Source organism: Plantactinospora sp. KBS50 (assembly GCF_002285795.1).
Lineage (GTDB): Bacteria > Actinomycetota > Actinomycetes > Mycobacteriales > Micromonosporaceae > KBS50.
In genome coordinates this window covers 5,547,236-5,563,818 of record NZ_CP022961.1, presented here as the reverse complement: position 1 = coordinate 5,563,818, position 16,583 = coordinate 5,547,236, and the positions used below count along the sequence as shown (strand labels likewise).

The following is a 16,583-nucleotide window of genomic DNA, read 5'->3' as shown; positions in this document are numbered from 1 at the left end:
GCCGTCGCACAGCGTGACGGTTTTGCCGGCGCGGGTCAATCCGGACAGGGGGTCGGGTAGGGCTCAGACCGCGATCCAGGTGGCCCGGGCGTAGCCGAGGCGGTGTCCGTCCGGCCCGTAGACCGAGGACCGGACCAGCGCCTTGCGGCCCTGCGCCTCGACGGCCACCCCGGTCACCACGCACTCGTCGCCGGGTGCCGGCAGCCGCTCCACCACCGCCGCCATCCGGCCCAGCACGTACGGCCGGCCGGGCGACAGCACCGCCCACCCGCCGGGGCAGTCCAGCGCCGCCCAGACGGTGACCTCTGCGCCGCCCTCGGGGAACCCGAACGGCGCCGCGGTACGCCCGTCCGGCAGCCGGCCGGGGAAGATCCGCAACCCGTCGGCCCGCTCCGGGCCGCAGACGTAGCAGGCCGGGAACGGGTGCTCGACGAAGCCGGGGTAGTTGACCGCCACCGCGGCCGCGGTCGCCGGGTCCACCGGCGGCACGGCCTCGTCGGGGAAGGCCGGCACCGTTCGCAGCTCGGCCACCAGCGTGCCGTCCGGGTCCCGGACGGCGTCCCCGTCCAGCCGCAGCGACAGCCCCAACGGCGGCGGCCGGCGCAGCGTGACCTCGACGGCGGCCCCCGGGCCGGTCGGGTACGCGGCGGCGAAGGTTCCGGCGGCGTACCCGCCGTTGCCCGAGTCGGACGGGCCGTTGAACCGCGGTTCGATGATCACACACCACACCCTACGGCCGGCCCGGACGGCTCGGGGTCGCCACCGTTCACCGGATCGACACCCGGCAACCCGGCGGGCGACACGTCACCGGCAGCGGACGGCCCTACACAGGGGGAATGGCTGTTCTGCTCTCCGCCGGTGCACCCACCGGCACCGGCGCGTACACGGTCCTGATCGCCGACGATCCCATCCAGGTGGCCGCCGGTCAGCGGCTGCGGTACCAGGTCTTCGCCGACGAACTCGGCGCCCGGCTGGACACCGAGACCGTGGGGTTGGACCTGGACGGGCTCGACGAATACTGCGACCACCTGCTGGTGCGGGACGACCGCACCGGCCGGGTGGTCGGGACGTACCGGCTGCTTCCGCCGGACCGGGCGGCGGCGGCCGGCCGCCGGTACGGCGACTCCGAGTTCGACCTCACGGCCCTCGAACCGCTCCGCGACCAGCTCGTCGAGATCGGCCGCTCGTGCGTCGATCCCGAACACCGCACCGGCGCGGTGATCAACCTGATGTGGACCGGCATCGCCCGCTACCTGCATCTGAAGGGCCTGCGCTGGCTGGGCGGCTGTGCCTCGGTGCCGCTGCACGACGGCGGGGCCACCGCCGCCGGGGTGTGGACGCAGGTCGCCGCGCGGCACCTGGCGCCGCCCCCGCTGCGGGTCCGGCCGCTGCGGCCGTGGCTGGCCGAGCCGGGCCGTTCCGGCGCGCCGGAGGGCCGGCCCGGTACGCCGGACAGCGCGCCGTCCACCCCGCCGCCCGGTCGGGTCGTCATGCCGCCGCTGCTGCGCGGCTACCTCCGGCTCGGTGCCTGGGTCTGCGGCGAGCCCGGGTACGACCCGGACTTCGACTGCGCGGACTTCTACGTCCTGCTGAACCTCGACCGGATGCATCCGCGGTACCTGAGCCACTTCCTCGGCGGTACCAGATGACCGGTGCGGCCGCGGGCGACCGGTTCTGGCATCCCCGCGCGGACTGCGGGCCGGGATGCCTGCCGGCGGAGCCGGCCGGCCGGGTGGGCCGGCCGCGCCGGTGCCTGCGCCTGGCCGGGCTGTTCGGGGTGCTGCTGCTGGGGCTGGGCCTGCTGCCGGCGCTGTGGCTGCTGCGTGCCGGGCGGGCACCGGCCGACCGGGTACGGCCCCGCCGGGTGCCGCCGGACGGCGCGGTGGGTCGGGTGCCGCCGGGCGGCCGGGTGGGCCGGGCCTGGGCGCGGGCGGTGCTGCGGGTGCTCGGGGTACGGCTCACCGTCACCGGCGCCGGGCGACTGCCGACCCGGCGCGCCCTGCTGGTCGCCAACCACACGTCCTGGCTGGACATCGTCGCCGTACTGGCCGTGGCGCCGACCCGGATGGTCGCCAAGGCCGAGGTGCGGCGCTGGCCGCTGTTCGGACAGTTGGCGGCCGTGGCCGGCACGGTGTTCATCGACCGCTCGCGGCCGCGGGCGTTGCCCGGCACGGTCCGCGAGGTCGCCACGGCGCTCCGGTCCGGCGGCCTGGTCACGGTCTTTCCCGAGGGAACGACCTGGTGCGGCACGCCCCGGGCCGGCCGGTGCGACGGTTCCGGCCGGTTCCGCCCGGCGCTGTTCCAGGCGGCGCTGGACGCCGGCGCCGCGGTGGTGCCGCTGACCATCGGGTACGCCGCGGCGGCCGGGTCGACCGCTACCACCGCCGCCGCGTTCCTCGGGCAGGAGAGCCTGTACGCCTCGTTGCGCCGGGTGCTGGCGGTCCCCGATCTCGTCATCTCGATCACCGTGGCACCGGCGCTGCATCCCGCGCCCGGCGCCGACCGGCGGAACCTGGCCCGGGTGGCCGGTTCCGCTTCCGGGTTCCGGCCGGCGCCGGCCCGCACCCGGGTGCCGGTCCCGACCGGCTGAGTCCACCGCGCGCACCGGCCCTGCAGCGGGCACCGGCCCTGCAGCGGGCACCGGCCGTGCAGCGGGCACCGGGGCCGCCGCGCGAGCCGGACAAGTCGGGCGGCGGGTACGGCGCGCCGGAAACCGCCGGGCGGGGATCGCGATGTATCGCGTTATCGTGGTGCGGGACAACTTGCGAAAGGGAGCGCCATGGAGGATCCGGCGTGACCCCGGTGTTCAGCCACGGCCGGCTCCGGTTGTACCTGCTGAAGCTGCTGGCCGACGGCCCCCGGCACGGCTACGAGCTGATCCGGCTGCTGGAGAAGCGGTTCCTCGGCCTGTACGCCCCGAGCGCCGGAACGATCTACCCGCGGTTGCAGCGGCTGGAGGCCGAGGGACTGGTACGGCACACCGCGGCCGGCGGGCGCAAGACGTACGAGATCACCGAGGCGGGCCGGGACGAACTGCGCCGGCGGGACGCGGAGGTGACCGACCTGGAGTCGGCGATCCGGGACTCGGTCGCGGATCTCACCGACCTGGCCCAGGACATCCGGGCCGAGGTCGGCGACTCGGTGCGGGATCTCAAGCGGGAGTTGCGGGACGCGGTCAGCGCGGCCCGGGGCGCCGGACGGACCTGGTCGGCCGGACGGACCCGGTCCGCGGGTGGGTGGGCGCCCGACGTGCGGCGGCCCGGCGCCGGCCCGGACGACGCCGGCGGCCCGGACGGCCCGGACGACCCCGACGGCACCGACGGCACCGGCGACCCGGACCGCGCCGCCGCCGACGCCGCCGGCCGGCCCGCAAGAGGGTGCGCGGCGGCCACCGATCCGGCCGGGGAACTGGAACGGAAGCTCAACGAGTTCGTCGCCGAGGCGTGGGCGTTGGTCAACGCGCGTCACCGGGTCACCGAGACCCAGGCGCGGACCGCCATCCGGATCCTCGACGGCACGCTCGACGGGCTGCGCCGGCTGCTGCGCTGAGGCCGGGCGCCGGCCCTCCGGCGACGTACAGGCTTTTTTCAGGCAGCGCCCAGCGCTCGCGCAGCGCGGCGGCGGATGATGGCGGCATGGCCGCAACGCAGACCGAGGCGAGACTGCTCGTCGTCGAGGATGATCCGAACATCCTCGAACTGCTCTCCGCCAGCCTCCGCTTCGCGGGCTTCGATGTGGCGACCGCGACCAGCGGCAGCGCCGCGGTCACCGCCGCGCGGGACCGGCGGCCCGATCTGGTGGTCCTCGACGTGATGCTGCCGGATCTGGACGGCTTCGAGGTAATCAAGATCATGCGGGAGGGCGGCACCCGTACGCCGGTGGTCTTCCTGACCGCGCGGGACGCCACCGACGACAAGATCCGCGGTTTGACGCTGGGCGGCGACGACTACGTCACCAAGCCGTTCAGCCTGGAGGAGCTGACGGCCCGGATCCGCGCCGTGCTGCGGCGTACCTCCGGCGGCGAGTCGCCCACCTCCCGGCTGACCTTCGCCGACCTGGAGCTGGATGAGGAGACCCACGAGGTGTACCGGGGCGGCCAGCGCGTGCAGCTCTCGCCCACCGAGTTCAAGCTGCTGCGGTACCTCATGCTCAACGCCAACCGGGTGCTGTCCAAGGCGCAGATCCTCGACCACGTCTGGAACTACGACTTCCGCGGCGACGACAACATCGTCGAGTCGTACATCTCCTACCTGCGGCGCAAGGTGGACAACGTGGAGCCCCGGCTGATCCACACGCTGCGCGGCGTCGGGTACGTCCTGCGCAAGCCGGCGGCGTGACCGACACCCTGCCGCTGAAGGGCCGGGTCCGCAGCATCCCGCTGCGGGTCAAGCTGGTGGCGGCCGTGCTGGCGCTGGTCACCGCGGCCCTCGTGGTGATCAGCCTGGCCACCGCCTACTTCCTGCACAACTACCTCATCGGGCAGATCGACAGCGACCTGCGCGTGCTGGCCAAGACCGTGCAGACCAAGCCCCCGGCGGGGACGAGCAAGTACGTGCCGCTGCCCACCGACTACCTGGCGGTGACCGTCGACCCGAACTCCGGCCAGGTGGTCGGGCTCGGTTACGACAACACCCGGTTCTCCGGCCAGGACCTGCCGGCCTGGCCCGACAAGCCGGACGAGTTCGCCGAGCGGTTCGGCCAGGCGCCGGTCACCGTGTCCGCCCGGTCCGGCAACGCGCGCTGGCGGATCATGTACGTGCAGCTCTCGGACGGCAACTTCGCACTGATCGGCGAGCAGCTCAGCGACATCGACCAGGCGGTCAAGCAACTGCTCTGGATCGACGTACTGGTGGGTGGCGGGGTGTTGATCCTGCTGGCCTCGGTGGGCGCCGGCATCGTGCGGACCAGCCTGCGTCCGCTGGTGGACATCGAGCGGACGGCGGCGGCCATCGCCGGCGGTGACCTGACCCGCCGGATCCCGGACCCGGAGCCCGACGTGCCGGAGCCGACCTCCGAACTGGGCCGGCTGTCCCGGGCGCTGAACACGATGCTGAGCCAGATCGAGGCCGCGTTCACCGCCCGTGCCGCCTCGGAGACCGCGGCCCGGCACGCCGAGTCGGCGGCCCGGGACGCGGCCGTGGCCGCCCAGGCGTCCGAGTCACGGGCGCGGCGCTCGGAGGAACGGATGCGGCAGTTCATCGCGGACGCCTCGCACGAGCTGCGCACCCCGCTGACGTCGATCCGCGGGTTCGCCGAGCTGTACCGGCAGGGTGCCGTCACCACCCCCGAGGACTCGGCCCGGCTGCTGCGGCGGATCGAGGACGAGGCGTCCCGGATGGGGCTGCTGGTCGAGGACCTGCTGCTGCTGGCCCGGCTGGACCGGGAACGACCGCTGGAGTTGGCGCCGGTGGAGCTGCCGGTGCTGGCCGCGGACACCGTGCAGGCCGCCCAGGCCGTCGCGCCGGACCGGGAGATCGCGCTGGAGGTCGAGCCGGGCTCCGGTCAGCTCCTGGTGCTCGGCGACGACGCCCGGCTGCGGCAGGTGCTGACCAACCTGATGACCAACGCGCTCAGCCACACCCCGCCGGAGGCGGGGATCACGGTCCGGCTGCGCGCCGAGACCGGGAACCTCGCCGTGGTGGAGGTGGCGGACACCGGTCCCGGCCTCTCGGCCGAGCAGGCCGAGCGGGTCTTCGAACGCTTCTACCGCGCCGACAGCGCCCGTACCCGCCGCTCCGGCGGCAACGGCAACCAGGGCACGGGGCTGGGCCTGGCCATCGTGGCCGCGCTGGTCGCGGCCCACCACGGCACCGTCGAGGTGCGGGAGACGCCGGGCGGTGGCGCCACCTTCCGGGTACGGCTGCCCCGGCTGCCCGACAGCGGCCCGGACGACGAGGCTCTCAGCTAACCTACAGCCGAGCTACAGTTCGGCCGAAGTGCCAGGGGGCACAGTAAAAGGCATGACCGAGCACGAGAACGACCCGCAGCGGCCGCCGGCCCCCGCCGACGCCGAGTCGTCGCACCCCACCGCCGAGCTGTCCCGCGCCGAGCGCGGCGAGTCCGGCTCCGTCCCGTCGCAACCCGCCGCGCCGGCTTCGCCGGCCGACCCCGCGGCGCCCAGCTTCGCCGCCCCGCCGCCCGGCCAGGCCGCTCCGGACGCCGGCCGTGCGGCACCGGAGCAGAGCGCGCCGAGCGCCGGCCAGGAGCAGCCCGCGCCGGCCTCCGGCGCCGGCTACGGACCCGGCTCGGGCGCGCCGTACCGACCCGCCGGCTTCGGGGACCGGCCGGCCGGCTTCGGCGGCTACCCGGCGCCCGGCGGCCAGTACGGGCCGTACCAGCCGGCGGCCGGGACGCACCCGCACGCCGCCTGGCAGCAGCCCGGCCAGCAGAGCCAGTACGGACAGCAGACCCCGTACGGTCAGCCGGCCCGGTACGGTCAGCCGGCTCAGGCCCAGCACGGCCAGCAGGCCCAGCACGGCCAGCAGGCTGACGCGCAGCATCAGCAGTCCGGCTGGGCCGGCACGCACGGGTACGCAGCCGGAGCCGGTACGCCGGGTGCGCCGCACCAGCCGTACCCCGGTGCGGACCAGCCGCCCGCCTGGGCGCAGGGCCACCCGGCGCCCGACCGCCGGCCGAGCCGGGCGGGCCGGTACGCCGCCGTGGCGGCCGTGGCGTTGGCGCTGATGGCCGGCTCGGGGGTGGCCGGCGGCGTGGTGGCGCTCGCCCTGGACAGCGGGCACGGCACCGTCTCGAAGACGTACACCGCGGCGCCGGTGATCAACCAGAACGACCTGCCCAAGATCGCCGCACAGGTGCAGAACAGCGTCGTGTCGATCACCACGGAGAACGGCGAGGGCTCCGGTGTGATCCTCAGCGCCGACGGCTATGTGCTGACCAACAATCACGTCGTGGCCAGCGCCACCGGGGACACCGTCAAGGTCATCTTCGCGGACGGCAAGAACGCCACGGCCGAGATCGTCGGTACCGACCCGAAGAGCGACCTGGCCGTGATCAAGGCGTCCGGGGTGTCCGACCTCGCTGCCGCCACCTTCGGCGACAGCGACGCCATGCAGGTCGGCGACACGGTGCTGGCTCTCGGCAGCCCGCTCGGCCTGGAGGGATCGGTCACCGCGGGCATCATCAGCGCCAAGGACCGGACCATCCGCACCAGCGACCAGAACGAGCAGCAGAACCCGTTCCAGCAACAGCAGCAGACCGTGCAGTCGATCTCCGGACTGCTGCAGACCGACGCCCCGATCAACCCCGGCAACTCCGGCGGTGCGCTGGTCAACACCCGGGGCGAGGTGATCGGCATCAACAGCGCCATCGCCACCTCGGGGCAGAGCAGCGGCAACATCGGGCTCGGCTTCGCCATCCCGAGCAACAAGGCCAAGGCGGTCGCCGAGGCGCTGCGCAACGGGGAGAAGGTCAGCCACCCGTCGCTCGGGGTCAGCGTCGCGGCGGCCGAGAACGGCGGCGCGCTGGTCAACTCGGTGGTCCCGGACAGCCCCGCCGCCAAGGCCGGTCTCCAGCAGGGTGACGTGATCACCAGGTTCGGCGACAAGACGATCAACGACTCGGACGATCTGGTGGCGGCCGTGCAGGGCGGCAAGGTCGGCGACCAGGTCGAGATGTCGTTCACCAGAAATGGAACGCAGAAGGCCGCAACCGTAACGCTCGCCGAATCGTCCTAACAACAGACGTTGCCCCGCGGGTAGGGCGGGTGCGTCGGCCAAGGGGGTTGGCCGACGCACCCGCCCTTTTTTCGGGTGTTCCGCCCACCCGCGCCGGACCCGCCCCGCCGCGGACTCACTCGCTCCGGGTGAGGCGGCCTCGCCCGGAGCGCCGACAGGATCACCGGTAGCGGCTACCGGCTGCCGGATCCGGCCGGCCGGGCACGGGGACCAGCGGCCGGGCCGGCCGCCGGGGGAGGAGCGGCGATGACGACGGCCATGACCCGGGACGACGTCGAGACCCAGCGGGCGGTCCTGGCGGAACTGGGCTGGGAGGCCCGGGTGCAGCCGAACGAGGTCGGCGTCTCGGTCAGCGGCGGCGTGGTGACGCTCACCGGGTGGGTGGACAGCTACGCCAAGAAGTGGGCGGCCGAGCGGACCGCCCACCGGCTCCGCGGGGTGCGTGCGGTGGCCAACGACATCGAGGTACGCCTGCCCGGCTCGGCCGAGCGGCTGGATCCGGACATCGCGACCGCGGCGACCAGGGCGCTGGAATGGGACGCGTTCGTGCCCATCGAGAACCTGGACGTGACGGTCTCGCACGCCTGGGTGATGCTGCGCGGCGAGGTCGAGTGGGGTTACCAGAAGCGCGCGGCCGAGCGCGCCGTCCGGCGGCTCGCCGGGGTGCGCGGGGTGACGAACCTGATCGCCGTGCGTCCGGCGTACCGGTCGGTCCCGCAGGACGTCCTGCGGGACATCCGGAACGCCCTGGTGCGCAGCATGGAGGGGACCGCCGACGAGATCACGGTGCGGATCGAGGGGGACAGCGTCGTGCTCACCGGCACCGTGCACTCCTGGCTGGAACGGGAGGAGGCGGAGCGGGTGGCCTGGTCGGCTCCGGGGGTGAGCGCGGTCGAGGATCACCTCGTCGTGGCCGCCTGACCGCTGGGCGAGGGGAGACGGTCGTGAGCGAGGTCATGTCCGACCGGGTGGAGCCGGTGCGGTCGTTGCGGATCGCGATGGTCGTGCCGCCCTGGTACGAACTGCCTCCACCCGGCTACGGCGGGCTGGAACAGGTCTGCGCCGCCCTGATCGACGCGCTGGTGGCGCGCGGCCACGACGTCACCCTGTTCGGCGCGGGCGCCCGCACGGGCACCCTGGCCCGGTTCGTCGCCTCGATGCCGCGTCCGGACGAGGAGCGGATCGGGCAGATCCTGCCGGAGATGGCGCACCTGGCCCGGGTCGACCAGATGCTCAGCGCCGACGCGTTCGACGTGGTGCACGACCACACCACGGCGGGGCCGGTCTTCGCCACCCGCCGTCCGGTGCCCACGGTGGCCACCGTGCACAACCGACCCACCGGCGAACTCGCCGACATCCTCGCCGACGCGGATCCCGCGGTGGGGCTGGTCGCGATCTCCCACGCGCAGCGCCGGCTGCGCCCCGAACTGCCGTGGATCGACACCGTGCACAACGGACTGGTCCGGGGCATGCCGACCAAGTCCCGCCCCGGCACCGGCCCGGTGCTCTGGCTCGGCCGGTACGTCCCGGACAAGGGCCCGGACCTGGCCGTGCACGCCTGCCGGGCGGCCGGGCTGCCGCTGGTGCTGGCCGGCAAGTGCAACGAGACCATCGAGCAGGAGTACCTGCGGGACGTGATCGGCCCGATGGCCGGCCCGGACGTCACCGTGCTGCGCAACATCGACCGGGCCACCACCCAGCGGCTGCTGCTGGAGGCCCGCTGCCTGGTGATGCCGATCCGCTGGGAGGAGCCGTTCGGCATGGTGATGCTGGAGGCGATGGCCACCGGTACGCCGGTGGTGGCGCTGAACCGGGGCGCGGTGCCCGAACTGGTCAATCCCGGCGAGACGGGGCTGATCTGCGACGACCCGGTCGATCTGGCGACCGCGCTGCGCGAGGTCGCGGCCATCGACCCGGCGGCCTGCGCGGAGCACGTCCGCCGGCACTTCTCCGCCGACCGGATGGCCGAGGGCTACGAGCGGGTCTACCACCGGTGGGCGCGGGACGGCCGCGCCGGGCAGCTCCACCCGGAACTCACCCCGGTGGCCCACCGCTGACGGCCCGCCCGGCCGACCTGCCCTCCCGCCCCACACCCTCACCCGCCCGCCTTCTCGCCCCCACCGCCCCACCGCCCCACCGGCTCATCCACCCGCCTTCTCGTCTTCTCGCATCGACCACGGCATCCGTCGTCCGTCGAAAGCGCTTACGGGTGCCCCATCGCCTTGATCAACCCGAGTCGGGCGGAGGGTCGCGGGTTCTGCCAGGATGGGGAGATGGCGGCTGGCCCGGTGGCGTTCGTGCTCGGCGGCGGGGGTGTGCTCGGCGCCGTCGAGGTCGGGATGCTGCGGGCGCTGCTGCGGGCGGGTATCCGGCCCGATCTCGTGGTGGGCACCTCGATCGGGGCGGTCAACGGGGCACTGGTGGCCGCCGACCCCACCGAGGGGTCACCGACCGCCTCGTCCACCTCTGGTCCTCGCCCGAGGCCAGCGAGGTCTACGGCGACTCGGTCGCCCGCCAACTGCGCCGGTTCGCGGCGCGTACCCACCTGCACTCGCCGGTTCCGCTGCGCCGGCTGCTGGAGCGGGAGTTGGGCGTGGAGCGCACCTTCGCGGACCTGACCGTGCCGTTCCGGTGCTGCGCGGCCAACATCGAGCGGGCCGCCGAGCACTGGTTCGACCGCGGCCCGCTGGTCGACGCGGTGCTCGCCTCCGCCTCCGTGCCCGGGTTGTTGCCGCCGATGGAAATCGCCGGAAACCACTACATAGACGGCGGGATAGTCAACTCCATCCCGATCGGCGAGGCGGTGCAGTCCGGGGCGCGGCGCATCTTCGTCCTCCAGGTGGGCCGGATCGAGCGCCAGCTCAGCCCGCCGCGGCGGCCCTGGGAGATCGCCCAGGTGGCCTTCGAGATCGCCCGGCGGCACCGCTTCGCCCGGGAGATGGCGGCGCTGCCGCCCGGGGTGGAGGTGCACGTGCTGCCGACCGGCGGGCTCGACCCGCGCGACGACTCCCCGTGGGCGTACCGGGACCTGGCCGCGGTGGGCCGGCGGATCAGCCGCGCCTACACCGCGTCGCGGCACTACCTGGACGCGCTGGACGCGATCGGGGAGCACTGATGCGGTTGCCCCCGCGCTGGGTCCGGCGAGTCGTGCTGGCACCGGCGGTGGTGCTGCTCGCGGCGCTGCTGGCCGGCACGCTGCCGGTCTGGCTGCTGGTGGCCGCCGCCGCCTCGCCGGTGATGCCCGGCCGGCTGCGTCCGCTGCGGGTGCTCTGGATGGCGACCGTCTACCTCGTCTGGGACGCCGCCGCGGTGCTCGCGCTCTTCGTGCTCTGGCTGGCCTCGGGATTCGGCTGGCGGAAGCGGTCCCCGGCGTTCCAGCGCGCCCACTACGTGCTGGTCGGGCAGTTCCTCACCGTACTGTTCTGGCAGGCGCGCTGGACGCTGCGGCTGCGCATCGACGTGGTCGGCACCGACCCGGACACCGCCCAACCGGGCCGCCCGGAACTGGTGCTCAGCCGGCACGCCGGGCCGGGCGACTCGTTCATCCTGATTCACGCCCTGGTCAACTGGTTCGCCCGGGAACCGCGGATCGTGCTCAAGGACACCCTGCAGTGGGACCCGGCGGTGGACGTCATGCTCAACCGGCTGCCCAACCGGTTCCTGACCACGGGGGATCCCGCGGCGGGCGACTCGATGGTGGAGCAGATCGGCCACCTGGCCACCGGACTGGACGACGACGACGTCTTCGTGATCTTCCCGGAGGGCGGCAACTTCACCCCGCGCCGCCGCGTCCGCGCCATCGCCCGGTTGCGGTCGCGCGGGCTGGAGGCCATGGCGGTACGCGCCGAAGGGCTGCGCAACGTCCTCGCGCCGCGCCCGGGCGGCGTGCTGGCCGCGCTGGACGCGGCGCCCGAGGCGGGGGTCATCTTCGTCGCGCACACCGGGCTGGACCGGCTCACCACCGTGGCGGACATCTGGCGGGAACTGCCGATGGACAAGCGGATCGTCATGCGGTTCTGGTCGGTCCCGCCCGAGGAGATCCCGGCCGGCCGGCAGGAGCGGATCGACTGGCTGTTCCGCTGGTGGTCCCGGATCGACGAATGGGTGGAGGCACACCGGTAGGGCTGGCCCCACCCACGATCGGGGGGTGCGCGGGATTACCCTCCGACACCGACTTCCGAAGACTGGGGGAGACGCCGGATCCACAGGGGATCGGCGCTTACCACGGGAATCGGGGTCACCGTGACGGTACCGGCTGTGCTGACCCCCGCCGAGCGGCGGGGAAGTGACTACGCAGAGTTGTCTCGTCGGATCCACCGGGCCGGTCTGCTGGACCGACGGCCGGCGGGGTACCTGCCGCACGTCGCCCTGGCCGCCGGCCTGTTTGTCGCCGGCTGGATCGCGTTCTTCCTGGTCGGCGACGGCTGGGCGCAGGTGGCGGTGGCGGTCCTGCTCGCCGTGGCCAGCGCCCAGGTCGCCTTCCTCGGGCACGACGCCGGACACCGGCAGTTGTTCCGCCGCCGGCTGCCGGGCGAGGTGCTGGGACTGCTGGCCGGCAACCTCGCGGTCGGCCTCAGCTACGGCTGGTGGGTGGACAAGCACAACCGGCACCACGCCAACCCCAACCACGAGGACGAGGACCCGGACGTCGGCGCGGGCGCGCTGGTGTGGACCCCGGAACAGGCGCTCGGCACCCGGGCTTCACCCGCTGGTTGGCACGCCGCCAGGCGTACCTGTTCTTCCCCATGCTCGCCCTGGAGGGGTTGGCGCTGCACGTCGCGAGCGGGCAGGCGGTGTTTCGGCGCGGACCCGACGGCCGGTACCGCACGCCGATGCGGCACCGGCGGGTCGAGGCCGTCCTGCTGCTGTTGCACCTGGCCGGCTACCTGGGTGCGGTGCTGGGCACCCTGTCGCCGGCCCGGGCCGTGGTGTTCGTGGCGGTGCACCAGGGACTGTGGGGGATCTACCTCGGCTGTTCCTTCGCCCCCAACCACAAGGGGATGCCGATGCCGACCGCCGGCGACCGGCTCGACTTCCTGCGCCGGCAGGTGCTCACCTCGCGCAACGTGCGCGGCGGGCGGTTGGTGGACCTGGCGCTCGGCGGGTTGAACTACCAGATCGAGCACCACCTCTTCCCGAGCATGCCGCGGGTCAACCTGCGCCGCGCCCAGCCCATCGTGCGCGGCTACTGTGCGCAGCGGGGCATCCCGTACGAGGAGACCGGGCTGGTCGCCTCGTACCGGCAGGCGCTGCGGCACCTGCACGCGGTCGGCGCCCCGCTGCGGGCCGGTGGGACCGACGCGACCGGCCGGGCCGACGCCACCGGCCGGGCCGACCTGGCCGGCGGTGCCGACGCGGCTGGCGGGGACGGTCGGAACGGCGGTGCCGGCGGGGACGGCGGCGGGCGGAGTCGGCGGTAAGGTCGGTCCATGGCTAAGGTGCGCGACGCCGGGATCGTTCGGGACGCGGCGTGAGATTCGAGATCAGCAAGGTCCTGGACGCCATCGAGGGCCGGGTCACCACCGACCCCACGCTGGTGCGGGCCGCGGTGGACCTGGCGGAGCTGACCCGCTTCACCGACCTGGACCGGGGCCGGCCGGCCAGCATGCTCCGGCTCGGGATCGTCATCGACGCCCTCGGACGGCAGTTGCAGGAGGACGGCGTCCAGGTCTACGCGGTGGTGCACCGTGGCCTGCTCTCGGACGCCGACCTGACCTCCAACGAGCGGATGGTGGTGCGGCGCTGGGCCGACGACGGCCTGGTGGAGGTGCTGGCCAATCCGGGTGACCGGCTGCTGGAGGTTGCCGACCTGCTGGGGCTGCCGCTGCTGACCCGCAACCGGCTGGACGGGTTGCGCGGCCGGTTCCCCTGGCTGGGCCAACCCGGCCGGGTGCTGGCCCCGGTGGTCGGTCCCGGCGGTCCCACCCTGGCCGCGCACGTCGGCAACGCGGCGGTGCCGGCACCGTCCGTGCCGTCGCCGGCCGGCGTTCGGCTGCTGGCCCGGATCTGGCGCTGCCCGGAGGCGGGTTGCGCGCTGTTCGGCGCCGGCGGCGGTGGCGGCGCCTTCGCCGACCTGGCCCGGGTGAACCGCACGCCGATCAGCCAGCCGCCGCCCACGCTGCGCAACAACGTCCCCAGTTGCCCCCGCCACGAGCGGCCCCTGTCCGACGCCGGCCCCCGGCCGCGTTTCGCGATCATGGCGATCCGGATCGGCGGGCTGGTGCGCCGCCGGTTCGTGATCAGCGACCGGCCGGTGGCGGTCGGCCGGGCGCCCGAGGAGGACGGCGGCATCATGCTGGGCCAGTGGCTCAACGACGAGGCCCGGCGCTGGATCAGCCGCAGCCACGTGGAGTTCGAGCTGCGCGGCGCCGACGTGGTGGCGCGGGACGTGAGCACCAACGGCTCGGGGATCCGGCCGGGCGGCTCGCTGGACGACGACCGCCGGGTGGCGTTGCACCGGCAGCAGAGCCGCGTGCTGGCCGCCGGGGACTTCGTGGAACTCTATCCGGGCGTCCAGGTGGGCCGGGCCGCCGACCTGCCGTCCGGTGCCGCGTTCGCGCCGGCCTCGGTGATGGCCGACGCCCCGACCATCTCCATGCGCGTACTGGACTGAGCCGCCCCGGGGCGCGGGCCGGCCGCGCCCGGGGACGGCGTCGCGGGAACCGGGACCGGCGTCGCGGGAACCGGGACCGGCGCCGCGGGAACCGGTGCGGTGCGGTGCTCAGCCGCGCAGCACCAGGGCCAACTGGTCGACGGCGTGGTCCACTTCCTCGGCCGTGACCACCAGCGGCGGTGCCAGCCGGATCGTGGAGCCGTGGGTGTCCTTGGCCAGCACCCCCGCTCGGCCAGTCGCTCGCACGCCTGCCGGCCGGTCATCAGCGCCGGATCGATGTCGATCCCGGCCCACAGGCCGCGCCCCCGCACCTCGACGAGACCGTTGCCGATCAGCTCCCGCAACCGGCCGTGCAGCCGCTCGCCCAGCTCCGCGGAGCGGCGCTGGAACTCGCCGGTGGCCAGCAGCCGGACCACCTCGGTGGCCACGGTGCAGGCCAGCGGGTTGCCGCCGAAGGTGGAGCCGTGCTGGCCGGGGCGGAGCACACCGAGCACGTCCCGGTCGGCCACCACCGCCGAGACCGGCACGATGCCGCCGCCGAGCGCCTTGCCCAGCACGTACAGGTCCGGCGTGACCCGTTCGACGTCGCAGGCGAACGTCTCACCGGTCCGGCCCAGCCCGGACTGGATCTCGTCGGCCACGAACAGCACGTTGCGCTGGCTGCACAGCGCCCGTACGCCGCTCAGGTAGCCGGCCGGCGGCACGACGACGCCCTGCTCGCCCTGGATCGGCTCGATCAGCACCGCCACCGTGGTGTCGTCGATCGCCTCGGTCAGCGCCGTCAGGTCGCCGTACGGGACGACCCGGAAGCCGGGGGTGTACGGCCCGAAGCCCTCGTACGCGTCCGGGTCGGTGGAGAAGCTGACGATCGTGGTGGTCCGGCCGTGGAAGTTGCCCGCGGCCACCACGATCGTGGCCTGGCCGGCGGGGACGCCCTTGACCTCGTAGCCCCACTTGCGGGCGACCTTGATCGCGGTCTCGACGGCCTCGGCGCCGGTGTTCATCGGCAGCACCATGTCCTTGCCGCACAGCGCGGCCAGTTCGCGGCAGAAGACCGCGAACTGGTCGTGGATGAACGCGCGGCTGGTCAGGGTCAGCCGGTCGAGCTGGTCGTGCGCCGCGGCGATCAGCCGGGGATGCCGGTGCCCGAAGTTCAACGCGGAGTATCCGGCCAGGCAGTCCAGGTACCGCCGGCCGTCGATGTCGGTGAGCCAGGCACCCTCGGCGGAGGTGATCACCACGGGCAGCGGGTGGTAGTTGTGCGCGGTCCAGCGCTCGGCGTCCGCCACGGCGGACGGGGTGTGCAGCATGCCGTCGACGATCATCGGCCCGCCTCTTTCCCGCGTACGGTCAACGTGCAGCACTTCGGCCCGCCGCCGGACTTGCGCAGCTCGGACAGGTCGACCCCGATGGTCTCGTACCCGCGCTCGCGCAGCGCCGCCGCCAGGCCGGTGGCCTGGATCGGCATCACGACATGCCGTCCGTCGCTGACCGCGTTGAGCCCGAACACCGTGGCGTCCGCCTCGGTGGCCAGGACCGCGTCCGGGAACAGCCGGCGCAGCGCGGCCCGGCTGCCGGGCGAGAACGCCTCCGGCAGGTACGCCACGGTCCGCTCGTCCAGCACGCAGAGCGCGGTGTCCAGGTGGTAGAAGCGCGGGTCGACCAGCTGGAGGCTGATCACCGGGCGGCCGAAGACCTCCTGGAGCTGGGCGTGCGCCGCGTGCGCGGTGCGGAACCCGGTGCCGGCCAGCAGCAGGTCGCCGGCCAGCAGGATGTCGCCCTCGCCCTCGTTCACGTGCTTCGGGTCGTGGATCTCGAACCCGGCGCGCTCGAACCAGGCACGGTAGGCGGGCGCCTCGTCGGCCCGCTCCGGGTCGCGGAACTGCACCGCCATCGCCTTGCCGTCCACCACGGTCGCGCCGTTGGCGGCGAAGACCATGTCCGGCAGGCCGGGCAGCGGGTCGATCAGGTCGACGGTGTGGCCGAGGTCGAGGTAGGTCCGCCGCAGCGTGTCCCACTGCGCGACCGCTCGCGCCGGGTCGACCGGGGCGGCCGGGTCCATCCAGGGGTTGATCGCGTACTCGACCGTGAAGTACGTCGGTCGACACATCAGGAAGTGCCGGTGGTCGGCGCGCGGGCCGGCGGGCGGTCGCCCGGCCAGGTCCGTGGCGTCCAGCGTCATCACTGCTCCCAGGGGTCGGGCGCGCCCGGCCACGATCGGCTCACGGGCTGGCGCCGTTCCTCAACGCTATGCGGCCCGTCCCGGCCGCATCCAC

Annotated in this window: 12 protein-coding genes and 3 pseudogenes; 12 read left to right on the top strand and 3 right to left on the bottom strand. The window is 74.1% G+C overall.

Annotation, left to right across the window (positions count from 1 at the left end; genetic code table 11):
- Positions 1-63: 63 nt before the first annotated feature.
- On the bottom strand, positions 64-720 hold the full coding sequence (locus CIK06_RS23950) for a hypothetical protein (RefSeq protein ID WP_095566699.1): 657 nt from the start codon (positions 718-720) through the stop codon (positions 64-66).
- Positions 721-836: 116 nt separating this feature from the next.
- Here CIK06_RS23950 and CIK06_RS23945 point away from each other — a divergent pair, with 116 nt between their 5' ends.
- The 12 genes and pseudogenes from CIK06_RS23945 to CIK06_RS23890 all read left to right on the top strand — a co-directional run bounded on the left by CIK06_RS23945 (position 837) and on the right by CIK06_RS23890 (position 14,307).
- Positions 837-1,649, top strand: coding sequence for a GNAT family N-acetyltransferase (locus CIK06_RS23945; protein WP_095566698.1), 813 nt, complete (start codon positions 837-839; stop codon positions 1,647-1,649).
- Positions 1,646-2,590, top strand: coding sequence for a 1-acyl-sn-glycerol-3-phosphate acyltransferase (locus tag CIK06_RS23940; RefSeq protein ID WP_095566697.1), 945 nt, complete (start codon positions 1,646-1,648; stop codon positions 2,588-2,590). The genes CIK06_RS23945 and CIK06_RS23940 overlap by 4 nt, the downstream gene beginning before the upstream one ends.
- 203 nt (positions 2,591-2,793) lie before the next feature.
- Positions 2,794-3,549: a PadR family transcriptional regulator gene (locus CIK06_RS30290; protein WP_198347989.1), complete on the top strand. Its 756-nt coding sequence runs from the start codon at positions 2,794-2,796 to the stop codon at positions 3,547-3,549.
- A gap of 86 nt (positions 3,550-3,635) precedes the next feature.
- Entirely contained in the window at positions 3,636-4,337 is a 702-nt protein-coding gene (locus CIK06_RS23930) for a response regulator transcription factor (protein ID WP_095566696.1), read from the top strand.
- Entirely contained in the window at positions 4,334-5,908 is a 1,575-nt protein-coding gene (locus CIK06_RS23925) for a cell wall metabolism sensor histidine kinase WalK (RefSeq protein WP_095566695.1), read from the top strand. Before CIK06_RS23930 ends, CIK06_RS23925 begins: the two co-directional genes overlap by 4 nt.
- A gap of 52 nt (positions 5,909-5,960) precedes the next feature.
- The gene (locus CIK06_RS23920) at positions 5,961-7,694 is read left to right on the top strand and encodes a S1C family serine protease (RefSeq protein WP_095566694.1); all 1,734 of its coding nucleotides are present in this window, start codon (positions 5,961-5,963) and stop codon (positions 7,692-7,694) included.
- Positions 7,695-7,940: 246 nt separating this feature from the next.
- Positions 7,941-8,615: a BON domain-containing protein gene (locus CIK06_RS23915; protein WP_095566693.1), complete on the top strand. Its 675-nt coding sequence runs from the start codon at positions 7,941-7,943 to the stop codon at positions 8,613-8,615.
- Between the two features lie 35 nt (positions 8,616-8,650).
- On the top strand, positions 8,651-9,751 hold the full coding sequence (locus tag CIK06_RS23910) for a glycosyltransferase family 4 protein (protein WP_232534371.1): 1,101 nt from the start codon (positions 8,651-8,653) through the stop codon (positions 9,749-9,751).
- 216 nt (positions 9,752-9,967) lie between these two features.
- Positions 9,968-10,809: pseudogene (locus CIK06_RS23905) on the top strand (patatin-like phospholipase family protein).
- Complete coding sequence (locus CIK06_RS23900) at positions 10,809-11,816, top strand: 1-acyl-sn-glycerol-3-phosphate acyltransferase (protein ID WP_095566692.1); 1,008 nt, start codon at positions 10,809-10,811, stop codon at positions 11,814-11,816. Before CIK06_RS23905 ends, CIK06_RS23900 begins: the two are co-directional and overlap by 1 nt.
- A gap of 135 nt (positions 11,817-11,951) precedes the next feature.
- Positions 11,952-12,979: pseudogene (locus CIK06_RS23895) on the top strand (fatty acid desaturase); the annotation flags it as partial.
- Positions 12,980-13,164: 185 nt separating this feature from the next.
- A complete protein-coding gene (locus CIK06_RS23890) occupies positions 13,165-14,307 on the top strand; it encodes a hypothetical protein (protein WP_095566691.1) in 1,143 nt (380 codons plus the stop codon).
- A gap of 108 nt (positions 14,308-14,415) precedes the next feature.
- Here the strand turns inward: CIK06_RS23890 and rocD are convergent.
- Positions 14,416-15,632: pseudogene (rocD, locus tag CIK06_RS23885) on the bottom strand (ornithine--oxo-acid transaminase).
- Positions 15,629-16,489, bottom strand: a complete 861-nt coding sequence (gene ddaH / locus CIK06_RS23880; protein ID WP_095566690.1) for a dimethylargininase — start codon at positions 16,487-16,489, stop codon at positions 15,629-15,631. The pseudogene rocD and the gene ddaH overlap by 4 nt, the downstream one beginning before the upstream one ends.
- Positions 16,490-16,583: the final 94 nt, after the last annotated feature.